The organism is Actinopolyspora alba (assembly GCF_900112765.1).
GTDB lineage: Bacteria > Actinomycetota > Actinomycetes > Mycobacteriales > Pseudonocardiaceae > Actinopolyspora > Actinopolyspora alba.
Genome location: NZ_FOMZ01000003.1, coordinates 99,372 through 114,048 on the forward strand (window position 1 = coordinate 99,372; position 14,677 = coordinate 114,048).

The window sequence follows — 14,677 nt, forward strand, 5'->3', positions numbered from 1 at the left end:
TCCGACGCACCGCGGCGTAATCGGGTCCGTACGGCCGGGGCCTTCCCGGCCGGGAGTCCTTCCGACGCCACTCGAGCGGCTCCCGAACTCCGTCTTCGGAACGGTTACCGCGTCGCGAGCTGTGCCTTCCGAAGTGCCTCCGCGGTGCTGGCGCTACTGGCGCCGAACTGCCGCACGGCGTAGTAGTACACATCGGCCGCGCGTTCGCACAGCGCGTCACCCGCGCAGCTGGAGTACATGTCCGCGCGGAAGTTGTCGTCGATGATCGCCCTGTTCTGTTCGGTGAACCGGTTCTGGAGCTTGTAGTTGCGGTACCCGAAGTCGTGCCGTTGGCAGCTCGGCGTGAAGTCGTAGCCGAGTGGAGCGTCCGGTGAGTACGAGCAGGAGTCCGAGGACCAGTCGAGTTGGTCGGGATACGGGCGTTCGGCGCGAATTTGCCCGAACTCGCCCAGTGTGACTTCGAAGAGGTAGTGGTCGGTGGTCCGGCGAAGTTGCGAGTCGCCGATCGCCGCGTACGCGCTGGTGCCGGTCAGCAGTGTCGCGAAACAGGCTGCCAGCAGCATCACCAGTACTCGCGGCCCGTTTCGAGTATTCCGTCCGAACACGGATCGTCCCCTAGCGACGGATGATCTGTAGTCGAATCAGTTCTATCGCTTCGGGCGGGCGAACGCTTCGTGCGATCGGGCGTTATCGGATGAGCCGCTCGGTCCCTTTCGCCGCGTCGTGGTCAGGTCCGCTCGTCCAGTCGCAGCAACATGCGCGTGTTGCCCAGCGTGTTCGGCTTGACGTAGGGCAGATCCAGGAACTCGGCGACTCCCTTGTCCGCGGAGCGACGCATCTCCGCGTAGACGGCGGGACTGACCGGTGTTCCGGTGATCGGTTCGAATCCGTGTTTGGCGAAGAACTCGGTCTCGAAGGTGAGTACGAACAGCTTCGGCAGCCCCAGTTCCGCCGCGAGTTCGACGAGACCGTTCACCAGTCGGTGCCCCACTCCCCGGCCGCGGACACGCGGGTCCACCGCCACGGTGCGCACCTCGCCGAGATCCTCCCAGAGCACGTGTAGCGCGCCACAGGCGACGATGTCCTTCGGCTCCCGATCCGTGCGTTCGGCCACCCAGAACTCCTGCACGTTCTCGTAGAGGGTGACCAGATCCTTTTCGAGCAGTACCCGACCGGCATATGTGTCCACGAGCCGTTTGATCTCCCGCACGTCGCCGATACGAGCACGACGAATCGTTATCCTGTTTTCCGCATAATCATGCATAAAGGTATTCTACTGCGATTTTCCGGTCCGGTGGAAAGCCGGGGTTGAGCCCGTCGTGATCTCGACCGGTTGCCGTACTCTCCCGAACCGGTGGGTTTCCCCGGTCGTCGCCTCGTGACCGGACGCTATGCTTGGCCCGCCAGTGGTGGTCGGTTCGTCCGCCGCCCTGAAGTCGCGGCCGTCGCGCCGCACCGCCGTTGTCGGTGCGAGTTCGTCCGGTCGACCGCCCCTGCGGTGGACGGTGCGACCGTCGTCGCAGATCCTGGGGGTGGAACGGCGCATGAGGTTCGTAGCGGACAGGATCGGTTCGAGGAGTTGCCATGACAGCGGACAGTGCGGCGTCGGACCGGCCTGCGTCCGGCCAGGGCGACGCCGATACCGAGCGGAAGGTCCCGTTGGTCAACATCGCCAACGCGCTGACCACTTCACGTTTGCTGCTCGTTCCCGTCTTCCTGATCGTGCTGTTCTGGGCGGGCGGACACGACTCGCTGTGGCGCTGGGTGGCCACCGCGGTCTTCGTCGTCGCCTCGGTCACCGATCGTATCGACGGTGACCTGGCTCGTCGTCGCGGTCTCATCACCGACTTCGGCAAGATCGCCGATCCGCTCGCGGACAAGGCGCTGACCGGGGCCGCGTTGGTCGGGCTGAGCGCGCTCGGTGATCTCGGCTGGTGGGTGACCGGTGTCATCATTTTCAGGGAGGCTTCGGTCACCCTGCTGCGATTCTGGGTCATCCGGCACGGCGTCATTCCGGCCAGCCCGGGCGGCAAGCTCAAGACGATGTTGCAGGCCGTGGCGATCGGCCTCTACCTGCTGCCGCTCGGTGACGCCGCCGATCCGCTGAAATGGGTGGTCATGGGGGCGGCCGTGCTGGCCACCGTGGTCACGGGTGTCGACTACGCAGTGCGCGCGCTCCGGCTGCGCTCGTCGAGTCCGCGTTCGCGTGGAGTGCGCGCATGAGCTTCCGCCCGGAGCGGCAGGGGGAGCACGAGGAGCTGGTCGGTGGCATCCTGGAATCGCTGCGGCTCCGTGATCTCACGATCGCCACCGCCGAGTCCCTGACGGCCGGGATGCTGAGCATGCTGCTGACCGATGTCAGCGGTGCCAGTTCGGTGGTGCGTGGCGGCCTTGTGGTGTATGCCACCGATCTGAAGAGTTCGCTCGCGGGAGTGAGCTCCGAGCTGTTGGCCGAGGGAGGCGCGGTGCAGCCAGAGGTGGCCGAACAGCTCGCCAGGGGAGCTCGGCGACACTGCGTGGCGGACTGGGGTGTCGGTCTCACCGGCGTTGCCGGGCCCGACTGGCAGGACGGGGTTCCACCGGGAACGGTTCACCTGGGATTCGCCGGGCCGCGCGGGTCCGTGATCCGGACGGAGCGGTTGAGCGGGGACCGTGGTTCGATCCGGTGCGGCGCCGCTTTTCGAGCCCTGGAACACTTGGAGGGGCTGTTGCGTTGAATCGGAAGAGAACTCGACGTTACCGCCGGCAGTCACGCGCGTTGTCTCGCTTCATGGGACATTGGGGTCGTTGGCTCCGTCTCGTGGGTGAGACTCGTTCGCCCTCGGCGGACTCGTGGTAAGCGAGCCGTGCGTTGGCGTCGCGTTGAGTAGTGTGGGGCGTTGACGCGTCGCGCAGGATGTAGGCGACGGAATGGAGGCGCGCGATGACCGTGTTGTTGCGGGAGGCGGTCGGAGAGCGACTGCGCCGCGCGCGGGCTGCTCAGTCCCGCACCCTGCGGGAGGTTTCGCGCGCAGCCCGGGTGAGTCTTGGTTATTTGTCCGAGGTGGAACGCGGTCGCAAGGAAGCGTCGAGTGAGCTGCTCGGCTCTATCTGCGACGCACTCGATCTACCATTGCCCGAGTTGCTCGTGACCGTGGCGGGCGACTTGGACTCCTCGGAGACCGTGGTAGCGCCTTCGGTCGTGGAGCAGGCCACGCCTGCCCAGATCGAGGGGGATCGGTTGGTCTCCAGCCTGATCGACTCCGAACTGGCCGAAGCGGAGATGGCCGACGGGGAAGCCGAGCCCGTGCCGGCCGGAGCCGAAAGTGTTTCGGATTCGTTCGACGTGGACGAGGACTCCGAGTCGCAGGACTGGCGGCTGCAGCCGGTGCTCAGCCAGCGCATCAGCCCGCCGGGACGAACTTCCAACGGGGTGGTAGTGGCCGCTTGAGAATCCGTGACCGACCGAAACGCCCGTGGGTCTCCGAATTTTTGCCGGAGATCCACGGGTCTTGGTGGAAGCCGTTCGACCGAGCTGACACTATGGGGGTAGACGCTGAGGTCGGTAAGCGTTTCCGGTCTGTTGTGCGCGGGGTTCCACGGTTCGGTGAAGCGGCTCCGCGGAGCAACCGGCAGCGGCGTCCCATCGGCGTGAATGCCCGATCAGGGCGCAACCGGTAGGACAGAAAGCAGGCGGAGGAGATGGCCAACCCTTTCGTGAAGTTCTGGAAGTACCTCATGGCGTCGTTCTCGTCCAAGGTCGACGAGCACGCCGATCCCAAGGTGCAGATCCAGCAGGCCATCGAGGAAGCTCAGCGGCAGCACCAGGCGTTGTCGCAGCAGGCCGCCTCGGTCATCGGCAACCAGCGGCAGCTGGAGATGAAGCTCAATCGGCAGCTGAACGAGGTCGAGAAGCTGCAGGGGTCGGCGCGCCAGGCCGTGACCATGGCCGATCAGGCTCGCGCCGAGGGTGACGAGACCAAGGCGCAGCAGTACGAGGAAACCGCCCAGCAGTTGGCCGGCCAACTCGTCACGGCCGAACAAGGGGTGGAGGACCTCAAGAACCTGCACGATCAGTCCCTGCAGGCCGCCGACCAGGCCAAGCAGGCCGTCGAGCGCAACGCACAGGTACTGCAGCAGAAGATAGCCGAGCGGACCAAGCTGCTCAGCCAGCTCGAGCAGGCCAAGATGCAGGAGCAGGTGGCGGGTTCGTTGCGGCAGATGAACGACATGGCCGCACCCGGTAACACTCCCTCGCTCGACGAAGTGCGGGACAAGATCGAGCAGCGTTACACCACCGCGCTCGGTGAGGCCGACCTGGCGCAGAACAGTGTGCAGGGGCGGATGATGGAGGTCCAGCAGGCGGCCACGGACGCGGCGGGCGTCAATCGACTCGCCCAGATCAGGGCGTCCATGGGGACCGGCGACCAGCAGCAGGTCACCGATGGGACGACTCGGAGCGAGTCGGCCCCCGCCCCGCAACAGCAGCCGCAGTCGCAGCAGCAGAACCCGCAGTCCGGCCAAGCGTGACCCACCGTGCGCGGGAGGGGCGACGGATTCGGCGAGTGGAGCGACTACGCGCTCCAGCAGTTGCGTGGACCGGTGCTCACCGGTGTTCGCCGCAGGATCGCGGCTTGGCGTGATCCGCGCGCCCGCTTGATCCGGAGGCGGAACAGGGCGAAACGAACCGCTGTCGGCAGCGGAATGACGACCGGAGTCTTCGGAGGTGGGGCCTACCTGGCCTACGCGCCGGAAACCATCGGGCTTCCGGCTGACTCCGCTGGGGACGTGCTGCTCGACCTGGCTTCACTCGGACTCGGTGGCATGGCGTTGGCCGCGGGGGTGGGGACCGTCGGGGCGATACGTCGCTACCGCAGGCTCAACCGGACGCCGCTTCCGGAGCCGCCGCCGGAACCGGTCAGCCTGCCTACGCGCGAATCCGCCGCTCACGAGCCCATGCGGCGACTACGCGATGCGGAGCAGAGCCTGTACATCTCGTTGAGTCGACTCGCCGAGAACGTCGGTCAGCTCGACGAGCCGGTGGCCGAGGCGCGTGGTACCGCCGCCGAGGTGGCAACGACGTTGCGTTCGGTGGCCGACCGTCTCGTGGCGGTGGAAGCCACGGTCGAACACGCTCCGGAAGCGGAACGCGCCCAGCTGCGCGCGGACGTTCGTCGGATGCGCGCCGAGCTCGACGACGGTGTCGAACGGTACGGCGCCCTCGTGGCCGCGGCTGGACGTGCCGTGGCCGCCAGCGGGGGTGAACAGCACGGGCACCAGTTGCGTGACGCCACGGACAGACTCGCGGGGCTGGCCTCGGCACTGCGTGAACTCTCCGGTTACGAATCCCAGGAAACCGAGGACCTCGGCCCGCCGGAGCAGCCTCCCGGCCGACGGCCTCGGAACGACTCCTCGGAGTGAAGTCCCAGCTGCCCGCGCGGGTGACGGCTGCCCCGATCCCGTTGCCGATTCCAGCCGCCCGTCCGGGCTTCCGGAAAGCGGGCACGCCGCGCGAGCACTCCCCGCGAAGTCGGCCGGACCTGAGTTTCCGTTCAGAAAGTGTGTAGAAACGTGCACTCTCTGAGCCGTCGTATTACTACGCGGCCTTGACCGCACCCGTGGGTGCGGTCTTCCCGTGGCGATACCCTGCGCCAGCGGAGCTGGTCTTACCGAGGTTTCCAGCGGGCTTGTTTACCGTCCCGGCGCAACTCTCCGTGGACGCCGCCGTAGCGGACGATCAGGACCTCGGGGCGGCTTGGCGTTCGCTACCCCGAACTCCTTCACCACGGACAGTATCACAATGTTTGGCACACAGTTACACAGGAGCGGGAACAGCTAACAACCCCCAAGTTGGTTTCCTCAACTGTTGTGAAATAGTAATCTTCGCGGTTGTCGGTTGAGGTGATCTCGTGCGCCGCGGCGTGCTGTCGGCGATCCGTCCACGGGTCAGCCGGCCGGGAGAACACCGCGTTGGAACAACACGGCTCGGGATACGTTTCCCACGATTCCTACGACAGGAGGAAGATGTGGCTTTGTGGGCCGTGCACGGCAACGGTCGACAACCGCCGGACGGCGAGGACGTGGCAACCGAGGAGCGGCTCAGCTGGCCACTGACGATGGGACTCGGGCTGCAGCACTTGTTCGCCATGTTCGGCGCGACGGTGCTGGTGCCCAGGTTGACCGGACTGCCGGTGGCGACGACGTTACTGGCCTCCGGGGTGGGAACCCTGCTTTTTCCGCTGCTGACGCGTAACCGCGTGCCCGCCTATCTGGGGGCCTCGGCCACCTTCGTGGTGCCGCTGGGGGTGGCTGCCGAGCGTTCCGGCGCGGGACCGGGCGGCCTGGTGGGTGCCGTTCTGGTCGTGGGGCTGCTGGTGACCGCTGTCGGAATCTCCGTCAAAGCGTTGGGGGTGCGACTGCTGGAGACGGTCATGCCCTCCGTCGTCACCGGGGGAGTCGTCGTGCTCGTAGGACTCGGCATGGCCACCCACTCGGTCACGTTGTTCCGGGAAGCCGCGCGAAGCGTCCCGTCCTTCCGGCCGGTTCCGGTGGCTGCCGTGATGACCGCGTTGGTCATCGTGCTGCTGGCGGTCTTCGGCCGTGGCCTGCTGAACCGTGGCTGTGTGCTGTTCGGGATCGCCACCGGATGGTTCTACGCGTTCGCCGTCGGAGGGATCTACCAGGCTCGGCTCGAGTCACTGCGCAGTGCTCCGTGGTTCGGGCTTCCCGAACTGATCACGCCGCGGTTGCACATCTCGGTGATCCCGGTCGTGCTGCCCCTGGTGGTCGTCCTGGCCGCGCAGCAGGTGGGCGTGGTCAAGGCGGTGGCGGCCTCGACCGATCGCGATCTCGACGGAAACGTGGGCGATGCGCTGATCGGTGGCGGCCTGGCCACGACGCTCTCCGGGGCCGTGGGAGGGAGCGGGCTGATCGGCTACGCCGAGAACACCGGAGTGATGGTCGCCAGCAGGGTGTTTTCCACGGCGGCCTGCGTGACCGCGGCTGTGGCTGCCGTGATGCTGGCCTTTTCGCCGAAGTTCGTGGCGCTGCTGGACACTGTTCCGATCGGTGTCGTGGGCGCGGCGACGATGGTGTTGTTGGGGATGGTCACACTGGTAGGTGGACGGATCTGGCTGCGGGCCCGCATTCGGTTCGCCGATCCGGCCAACCTGGCGGTCGTGGTCGCCACGCTGCTCATCGGTGCGAGCAATCCCACGCTCTCGCTCGGCGGCTTCCGGCTGAGTGGCGTGGTCTGGGGCTCACTCCTGCTCGTGCTGGTTTACCCCTTGCTGCGCGCCCTGGTCGACGCGGTACGGGGTCGTCCGCGCGACTGACTCCGCAGCTCGAGGTGCTCAGCGAGCACGGGTTGCCCGTACCGCTCGGAGGGCGGGTTCCCGGCACTGACCGTCGGCGGGAATTCGCCGATCCCACGGGGGTGCGGCAGTGGCGGACAGGTGCCCTCAGCCCTCCGCCGCGTCGATCTCGTCGTCCTCCCCCTCCTCCGGTTCCGGATCGCGTTGCGGTCTACCCGCACGCAGGGTGCGCGCCAGCAGCAGGTTGAACGCCAGAGCCACCTCCCTGGCACCCGGTGTTCCCCACTGGTGCACGGGTACACAGGCGCCCTGGGCCTGCTGTACCGCCAGTCTGTCCGGTAGGGCTACCGGCATCACCAGGGGGCCGAATATGTCACGTAACTCGTCGATTCTGAACTGGTGCTCGTGCGAGCGAGCACGAACCCGATTCACCACCACCCCGAGTGGTTGCAGGTCGGGATTGTTGGCCGTTCGTTCCGTCTGAACCGCTTCGAACGCCCGCTGTACGCCGGAAACAGCGAATATGGTCGGTTCGGTGACCAGCAGTGCCCGGTCCGCGGCTATCAACGCCGAACGCGTCAACCGTCCGAGCGAGGGTGGACAGTCCAACAGGATCAGTCGGTACGGCAGCTCCCCGTCGGCCGCCGCTTTGGTCAGCTCCGAGAGCGCTTCGGTCAGCCTGGTGAGGCGTTGTTCGCTACCGTCCCAACCGTTGTGGATCTCGGCGTCCTCGGAACCGACGAGTACGTCGACCTCCTCGCCCCAAGCGCTCGGTGCCACCGCGCGAGCCACCGTCTCGGGACTCGGGTCGGCCAGCACGTCGCTCAACCCGCGCTCGGTCCGTCCCGGCTCCAGCGAAGCCGTCGCGTTGCACTGTGGATCGAGATCCACCACGAGGGTGCGCGCGCCCTTGCGCATGGCCGCCGAAGCCAGCCCCAGCACCACTGTCGTCTTACCCACGCCGCCCTTGAGGCTCAGTACCGCCACCGTGTGCACGCCCGTAGCCTACGTATCACGCAAGTCGTCCGGGTGAACTGATCCGTCGCGGACCGGTCCGGTGCAGTAGTTTCGAACGGCGAGATTACGCTTCCCCTATGAAGTCCGACGCCGTGTACCGGGTGCTGGAAACCGAGTTGATCGACGCACGTCGCCGTCGTGGCGGTGTGCCCGAGGTGCTGGATATCGGGGGCGGCAGCGGTGTCTGGGCGGTGCCACTGGCGGTGTCGGGATGTTCGGTCACCGTGGTGGATCCCAGCCCCGACGCGCTCGCGACGTTGCGCCGCAGGGCGGGCGAGGCGGGTGTGAGCGAGCGTGTGGCCGCGGTCCAGGGTGACACCGATGCGCTGCGCGGAGCCGTCCCCGAGGGAGGGGCCGATCTGGTCCTGGGGCACGGCCTGCTGGAGTACGTCGACGACGTCAGCGAGTCGTTGCGTGCGCTCGCCGCCGCCGTTTCCCCCGGCGCGGCCGTCTCCGTGCTGGCGGCCAACAGGTACGCGGCCGTGCTCGCGCGAGCCCTTACCGGGCGGGTTCCCGAGGCGCTGCGGTTGTTCAACGACCCGAACGGTCGTCTCGACCATCCGGTGAGTGAGACAGTGCGGCGTCGTTTCGACACGGATTCGCTACGGGCCGTGCTCGTTTCCGTCGGTCTCGAGGTCGAGCTGATGCAGGGGCAGAGCGTGATTTCCGACCTCGTCCCCGGTTCACTGCTGGAGGGATCCCATTCGAACGGCGATGCGCTGCGAGAACTGGAGATGGCAGCCGCGGCGCAACCGCCGCTGCGGGACATAGCCACCAGGCTGCACGCCTTGGCCCGCGTCCCGGGCGGTCACGCGGCGCAGTGAGGAATACCCCTACAGGATGATGTTGGGTGATTATTATGGCCTCGGGGGCGGGACCGGGTAGTCGTCTCGTCGCTGGGGCCGTATCCTCGGGTGTGACGCCCCCAAAAAGCGTTCACCGGAGCTTCGTGAAACGAAGTGAGTGGGGCTCCGGTGACACGAACTAGTGTGCCGGAGGAGGAGCCATGCCACTCTCCGAGCACGAGCAGCGAATGCTCGATCAGATCGAGCGCGCGCTCTACGCCGAGGATCCCAAGTTCGCCTCCAACGTGCGTGGAGGGCGGTTGCATCGACCCTCCAGGCGGCGTCGCCTGCAAGGCGCCGCCGTGTTCGTGCTGGGGTTGATCCTACTGGTGCTCGGCGTGGTTATTCCGGTCACGGCAGCCGGGATACCCATTGTGAGCGTGGTCGGCTTCCTCGTGATGTTCGGCGGAGCAGTGATCATTCTGTTCGCCATGCGCGGTAGTGCGGAGGACCCGGAGTCGCAGTCGGGTGACGGCGGTGATGGTTCTTCCGGTGCGAAACGCAAGGCGGGGGAACGGAACTCCCTGACGCAGCGAATGGAGGACCGTTTCCGGAAGCGCTTCGAGAGGTAGTGCTCATGTGAGACTCGGGGACGGCGCTCGCCGCACCCGAGCGGAGCTGGGTACGCCCGGGTCACGACGTGATCCGGGCGTTTCCGTGTTCGGTCTCCGTTCGAACGGCTCTCAGCGACGTGCCGTGGGCCTTCGACGCGCGGGCAGCCGCAGTACCGACTTCGGCAGCAGTCGCTCCCGGAACCCGAGGGGTCTGGCCGTCCGCAGGCCCGCCCTGGCCCGGTGCAGGATCTCGAGCGGTGACGCGGTCTCGCGCCGCCCCGGCGGGCCGTACCTTTCCCGCTCCACGGCGCTCGCCAGTTCGTGCCAGGCTCCCCGCTGTTCCGGGGGCATCTCGTACTTCCCGCTGATCCGGTCGGCGGTACGACGCGGGGTTTCGCCCGGTGGGGTGAGTTCGCCCCGGTCCGTGGCTTCGTCGAGCAGTTCCCGCCACGCGTTCTCGGCCGCTCCGAGGCCACTCGCGGCTATCATGCTCGATCGTCTTCCGCGCCGCAGTGACCGCAGTACCGCGGGCGTGCCGGTACCCGCCACCAGTATCGCCAGTGTCGTGCCGCCGAGCAGCAGTATACCGAGCGGTATGTCGGATCCTGTCGAATCACCCGAACCCGCTCGCGGATCCCCCTGGTGTTGTGTCCCGTCGTTCCGCTGGGTCGGAGTCGTGGTCCGCTCACTCGTGGCGGTGGCCTCCCCTTCGTCCTCCTGCTGGGCAGCGGTGGGATCGAGGTACGAAGGTGTGGAACCGCGGCCGTCCGCCAGCGGGGTCGGATCGAAGGTCACCCAGCCGTGGCCGGGAAAGTGCGCTTCCACCCATGCGTGCGCGTCCTCGGTGGTGATCACGCGTTCGTCGCCCCGGGGCCGTCCCGAGGTGAACCCGACGGCGACGCGGGAAGGAATGCCGACCTCCCGCAGCAGTACCGCCATGGCGGAGGCGAACTGCTCGCAATAACCCCGTTTGCCCCGGAACAGGAAGTCCTCCAGCGCACTGTGCGAGGAAGCAGGCGCTGTCCGCAGTTCGTAGCTGAAACCGTTCGCCGGATCGGTGAAATAGTTGTTCAACGCGAGGGCCTTGTCGAACCGGTTGTCCGCGTTCGCCGTTATGCGCCGAGCCAGCTCGCGTACCCGCTTCCCGGCACCACTGGTGGCGAGATAGGCCCGATCGACCGAGGAGTTTCCCGAGGAGGCCCGCAGTTCCGCCTTGCTCGGGTCGGGGAGGACGGCCAGTTCGGTGTAGCTTTCGGTGTCGTCGGTTTCCCGGGTGAAGACCATTCCGGAATCGGGGTCGTAACGCCAGTCGTCACCTATGCCGGAGACCTGGCGAGGTACCCCGAACACCGGTAACCAGGCATCGCGGTAGCCCACCGGCTCGATCTCGATCCGCTTCGGGGGTGTCGTCGACCGCTCCGTTCCGGGGGGTGTGGGAAGCCGGCCCTGTGCGGGAACGCCTTCGGAGAGCCTGCCGAGTCGCCAGCCCTGCTCCGGTTCGAAGCGACTCAGCGTCATCGCACGCAGGTAGGTTTCCCTGGGCAACCCCTCCACCCGGAACAGCTCCACTTCCTCGTCGCGTGTCAGTTGACCGCGCAACGAGGTGAACGGGCGCAGTCCGATCTCGCCGGTGTCCGGTGCTGTCGGGTTTCGGTCGGCCCCCGGAATCCTGCCTTGCGTCCCCACCCCGGTGAAGACCGCGCCCGCCAGCAAACCGACCACGGAGGCCATGGCCGGGACGGTGACGACCTCGGAGATCCGCCGAGCGGAAACCCCATCTCCCCGCCTCGATCGCGGGAGTCCCACCCCGAGCGGCAGCAGGGCGGCGAATCCCAGGGCACTGCCCACGAAAACCCACCACGGCAACATCCGATCGGCCAGTGACGCGGGGATCGCGAACATGCACAGCAGCACCAGCCCCGCCACGGCCGGCGCACGGCAGGTGACGGCGATCCGATCAACCAGGATCGTGACCGTTCCGATCCCCGAACAGATCAGAGCCACTATGGCGGTCTCCGCCGGGACGGGCGGTATCCCGGTACGGATCACTTCGACCGCTTCGCCGAGCAGGTGCGAGAACTCATCGAAGGTCGTGGGAGTGGGAACCAGCCCGAGAACACCGTGGTCGCCGAACAGTGCCGTGAGCATCACGACCAGCGTGGCGAGCTGCACCGGCAGACCCCACCACGAGTCACGCCTCATGCGGAGCGCGATTCCGGTTCCGGCCACGGCCGTGGCCGTCAGCACGGCGGGCGGGAACCACCTCCAGTCGGCGAGCACAACCGAAAAGGAGGTGGAGGTCAGCAGTACGGCCAGCAGGGCGAGTACACCGGTGGTGGAGCGACGGTCGGTTTCGGTCCGGTTCATCGGTCCGTCCGCGCGATGTCCGGGGAAACGGTCTGTTCGCAAAGGTTCTCCCACACGCGTGGTATCGGAGTCGTCGATCCGTCGACCGTGGTGACTGTCCATCCCGCGCCGCGCAGTCGTCGTGCCACAGCCGACTGGCCACCCTCCTTGCCGTCGGTGTTCCACCCCGCCACGTTCAGCAGCAGCGCCAGACTGCGCGCACCCGCGGGACGGAGTGAGGCCAGTTCGTCGGCGCCCGCGAGAGTCGTGCGCCCCAGTACCGCCACCAGGTCCTGCCCACGGGCCGGATCCTCACCCCCGGCGAGATCACGCCTACCGGAGGGTTGCAGCGCCGCCAGCGCCTCCAGCAGGAGCGCCTCGTTCACCTCGACGTCGAGCCGACTGCTCCGGTGATCGTCGCCCGGTATCGGATCCCCTCCCGCGCCCACCAGTCGTAGCCGCCGATCGCTGTCGTGCAGGTGGGCGCATATGCTCGCCGCCGCGGAAACCGCCCATTCCAAACTGGAGTGTTTGCCCACCCCGCGATGCGCGGCGGCCCGTTGGTCGAGCAGTACGGTCGTCCCGCCGCGTTCCGCGCGTTCCTCGGTACGGACCATCAGCTCGTCGCGTCGTGCTGTCGTCTTCCAGTGCACCCTGCGGATGTCGTCACCCTGCCGGTACTCCCGCACTGTGCTGTCATCGGTCCCCTCACCGGCGCGGGCCCTGCCGGAACCGGGCTCCCCCGTTCCGGTGCCGAATCCGGCGGGCAGCCCGGTCAACTCGAATACGCGCGGTACGACGGTCAACCGGGTCGTGGTCAGGAGTTCCCTGTCGAAGGCCGAGAGCCCGAACGGATCTCCCGAGCGGCAGCGCAACGGCCCGATCCGGTGCACGCCCCGGAGCTCGGCGTGGATCGTGTACTCCACGGTCGTTCCGCCGCGTCCCGGAGACCGGTCGAGTGCTCGGTACGCATCACCGCCCAGGGTGCTCGGAACGCTGTCGGTCAGCTCCGTCGCACCGACCGGCGTGCCGGAGCGGGAGCTCAACCACAGCCGCACGGTGGTGGGGGTGTCGACCTCGGTCCGCCACGGTTCCAGCTCACGCCGTGCCGCGAGTCCCCTTCCGCCGCGTGCCGCGAAGGCGGTGGCGAGCAACGGCAGTGCGGCGAGGAACACCGCCACTCGGAGCAGGTCGCGCTCGTCGAGAACCAACGAGCAGATCGCCGATGCGACGGCCGCGGCCAGCAGGCACCGGCCACGGATGGTCAAGCCGGACAACACGGGATCACCGTCGCCGAAGTCGCTCGGTACCCCGCGGTACCGGTACTCGATCCAGCAGTCGGCCGATCAGATCGGCTCCGCTCTGCCGCGCCGCGCGGGCCTCGCCGCTGAGCACCAGTCGGTGTGCGAGTACCGGCACGGCCACGGCCTGGATGTCGTCGGGAACGACGAACTCCCGTCCCTCGATGGCGGCCTGTGCCCGGGCCGCGTGGATCAGCTGCAGGGTGGCTCGTGGGGACGCTCCCAGCCGCAGCTCGGCCAGATCGCGAGTGGCCGCCACCAGGTCGATCGCGTAGCGGCGCACCTCGACCGCGACGTGGATCCCGCCCACCGCCGCCAGCAGCTCGGCCACTTCGGCGGCGTCGGTGACGGGTTCCAGCTTGTCCAGCGGATCGGAGGCGGCGCGTTCGTCGACCATCGCCAACTCCGCGGTGGGGTCCGGATAACCGATGGAGATCTTGCAGGTGAACCGGTCGCGCTGCGCTTCGGGAAGGGTGTAGGTGCCCTCCAGCTCGACCGGGTTCTGGGTGGCTATGACCATGAACGGGATCGCCAGCTCGTAACTGTGGCCGTCCACGGTTACCTGGTTCTCCTCCATGCATTCCAGCAGTGCCGACTGGGTTTTCGGCGAGGCCCGGTTGATCTCGTCACCGACCACGATGTTCGCGAACACCGGTCCTTCCCGGAACTCGAATTTCTCGGTGCCCCGGTTGTAGATCGACACCCCGGTGACGTCGCTCGGCAGCAGGTCCGGGGTGAACTGGATCCTGCTGGCGGTGCAGTCCACGGAACGTGCGAGTGCCTTGGCCAACGAGGTCTTGCCCACGCCGGGCACGTCCTCCACGAGCAGATGTCCGCGCGCCAGCAGCGTCACCATGGCGAGCCGGACCACTTCGGGCTTCCCGACCAGCACGCTTTCCACGTTGGTGGTGATGCGTCGCAACGTGTCGTGCATCCACTCGATGGGGACGTCGTGCGGGATGTCAGGTGTGTTCTCGCCCGCCGGGTTCCGCGCCGTCTCGCTGTCGGCCGTGGTGGGCGCTGCGCCGTTCGTTGTGTTCCTCTCCGGCCTCAACAAACCTCCAGATACCGTTCCGCCCGGATCGTCACAGCCGGACGTGCTGCCACGAGTGGACCCGTACTACCGCGGTCGGGGCGTCCACGGCCGTTCGCGGTGTTGCCACGCACCTCGCCGGAAGTCTCTCAGACCCGGTGTAAGTGGTGAGTGTGCGTACAACTCACCACGAGCTCCCCGCCGCGACCCAACGCCCGTGTGAGGGTGGAGGTCTCTCGTCGGCGCTCCACGCGGCAGCCGCGACCGCGAACTCCGATCCGCGTCCCTC

The 14,677-nt window shown here is 67.4% G+C and carries 14 protein-coding genes; 8 read left to right on the forward strand and 6 right to left on the reverse strand.

Translation table 11 applies throughout. The features are described from left to right. Positions 1-104 precede the first annotated feature (104 nt). Complete coding sequence (locus BM150_RS05050; protein WP_092924575.1) at positions 105-563, reverse strand: phospholipase; 459 nt, start codon at positions 561-563, stop codon at positions 105-107. Between the two features lie 164 nt (positions 564-727). Then, a complete protein-coding gene (locus tag BM150_RS05055) occupies positions 728-1,264 on the reverse strand; it encodes an amino-acid N-acetyltransferase (RefSeq protein ID WP_092924576.1) in 537 nt (178 codons plus the stop codon). A 320-nt stretch (positions 1,265-1,584) separates the two neighbouring features. On the opposite strand from BM150_RS05055, the gene pgsA reads away from it, so the two are divergent. The 6 genes from pgsA to BM150_RS05090 all read left to right on the forward strand — a co-directional run bounded on the left by pgsA (position 1,585) and on the right by BM150_RS05090 (position 7,313). Further along, entirely contained in the window at positions 1,585-2,223 is a 639-nt protein-coding gene (pgsA, locus tag BM150_RS05065; RefSeq protein WP_092924578.1) for a CDP-diacylglycerol--glycerol-3-phosphate 3-phosphatidyltransferase, read from the forward strand. Then, a complete protein-coding gene (locus tag BM150_RS05070) occupies positions 2,220-2,717 on the forward strand; it encodes a CinA family protein (RefSeq protein ID WP_092924579.1) in 498 nt (165 codons plus the stop codon). Before pgsA ends, BM150_RS05070 begins: the two co-directional genes overlap by 4 nt. Before the next feature lie 206 nt (positions 2,718-2,923). Then, positions 2,924-3,430 (forward strand): helix-turn-helix domain-containing protein, encoded by a 507-nt coding sequence (locus tag BM150_RS24875; RefSeq protein WP_092924580.1) that lies wholly within the window; start codon positions 2,924-2,926, stop codon positions 3,428-3,430. A 251-nt stretch (positions 3,431-3,681) separates the two neighbouring features. Beyond that, entirely contained in the window at positions 3,682-4,509 is an 828-nt protein-coding gene (locus tag BM150_RS05080) for a PspA/IM30 family protein (RefSeq protein ID WP_092924581.1), read from the forward strand. Between the two features lie 6 nt (positions 4,510-4,515). Further along, positions 4,516-5,400 carry a phage shock envelope stress response protein PspM gene (gene pspM / locus BM150_RS05085; RefSeq protein ID WP_217641373.1) on the forward strand — a complete coding sequence of 295 codons (885 nt, stop codon included), beginning with the start codon at positions 4,516-4,518 and terminating at the stop codon, positions 5,398-5,400. A gap of 605 nt (positions 5,401-6,005) precedes the next feature. Next, positions 6,006-7,313 carry a solute carrier family 23 protein gene (locus BM150_RS05090; RefSeq protein ID WP_092924582.1) on the forward strand — a complete coding sequence of 436 codons (1,308 nt, stop codon included), beginning with the start codon at positions 6,006-6,008 and terminating at the stop codon, positions 7,311-7,313. A 126-nt stretch (positions 7,314-7,439) separates the two neighbouring features. Here BM150_RS05090 and BM150_RS05095 read toward each other — a convergent pair whose 3' ends face one another. Beyond that, positions 7,440-8,288 (reverse strand): ParA family protein, encoded by an 849-nt coding sequence (locus BM150_RS05095; RefSeq protein WP_092924583.1) that lies wholly within the window; start codon positions 8,286-8,288, stop codon positions 7,440-7,442. Between the two features lie 98 nt (positions 8,289-8,386). Here BM150_RS05095 and BM150_RS05100 point away from each other — a divergent pair, with 98 nt between their 5' ends. Both BM150_RS05100 and BM150_RS05105 read left to right on the forward strand, forming a co-directional pair. Beyond that, on the forward strand, positions 8,387-9,133 hold the full coding sequence (locus BM150_RS05100; protein WP_092924584.1) for a class I SAM-dependent methyltransferase: 747 nt from the start codon (positions 8,387-8,389) through the stop codon (positions 9,131-9,133). Positions 9,134-9,315: 182 nt separating this feature from the next. Then, a complete protein-coding gene (locus BM150_RS05105) occupies positions 9,316-9,726 on the forward strand; it encodes a DUF3040 domain-containing protein (RefSeq protein ID WP_092627322.1) in 411 nt (136 codons plus the stop codon). Positions 9,727-9,837: 111 nt separating this feature from the next. Here BM150_RS05105 and BM150_RS05110 read toward each other — a convergent pair whose 3' ends face one another. From BM150_RS05110 to BM150_RS05120, 3 genes are read right to left on the reverse strand one after another with little or no spacing between them, the layout of a single operon-like run. Next, positions 9,838-12,075, reverse strand: a complete 2,238-nt coding sequence (locus tag BM150_RS05110) for a transglutaminase TgpA family protein (RefSeq protein WP_092924585.1) — start codon at positions 12,073-12,075, stop codon at positions 9,838-9,840. After that, the gene (locus tag BM150_RS05115) at positions 12,072-13,334 is read right to left on the reverse strand and encodes a DUF58 domain-containing protein (RefSeq protein WP_092924587.1); all 1,263 of its coding nucleotides are present in this window, start codon (positions 13,332-13,334) and stop codon (positions 12,072-12,074) included. The genes BM150_RS05110 and BM150_RS05115 overlap by 4 nt, the downstream gene beginning before the upstream one ends. Positions 13,335-13,338: 4 nt before the next feature. After that, on the reverse strand, positions 13,339-14,316 hold the full coding sequence (locus BM150_RS05120) for an AAA family ATPase (RefSeq protein ID WP_342752532.1): 978 nt from the start codon (positions 14,314-14,316) through the stop codon (positions 13,339-13,341). Positions 14,317-14,677: the final 361 nt, after the last annotated feature.

Bases quoted from the DNA above. Each gene is read 5' to 3' on its own strand.
- BM150_RS05050 (WP_092924575.1), bottom strand. From the start codon at position 563: ATGCTGCTGGCAGCCTGTTTCGCGACACTGCTGACCGGCACCAGCGCG.
- BM150_RS05055 (WP_092924576.1), bottom strand. From the start codon at position 1,264: ATGCATGATTATGCGGAAAACAGGATAACGATTCGTCGTGCTCGTATC.
- pgsA (WP_092924578.1), top strand. From the start codon at position 1,585: ATGACAGCGGACAGTGCGGCGTCGGACCGGCCTGCGTCCGGCCAGGGC.
- BM150_RS05070 (WP_092924579.1), top strand. From the start codon at position 2,220: ATGAGCTTCCGCCCGGAGCGGCAGGGGGAGCACGAGGAGCTGGTCGGT.
- BM150_RS24875 (WP_092924580.1), top strand. From the start codon at position 2,924: ATGACCGTGTTGTTGCGGGAGGCGGTCGGAGAGCGACTGCGCCGCGCG.
- BM150_RS05080 (WP_092924581.1), top strand. From the start codon at position 3,682: ATGGCCAACCCTTTCGTGAAGTTCTGGAAGTACCTCATGGCGTCGTTC.
- BM150_RS05100 (WP_092924584.1), top strand. From the start codon at position 8,387: ATGAAGTCCGACGCCGTGTACCGGGTGCTGGAAACCGAGTTGATCGAC.
- BM150_RS05105 (WP_092627322.1), top strand. From the start codon at position 9,316: ATGCCACTCTCCGAGCACGAGCAGCGAATGCTCGATCAGATCGAGCGC.
- BM150_RS05110 (WP_092924585.1), bottom strand. From the start codon at position 12,075: ATGAACCGGACCGAAACCGACCGTCGCTCCACCACCGGTGTACTCGCC.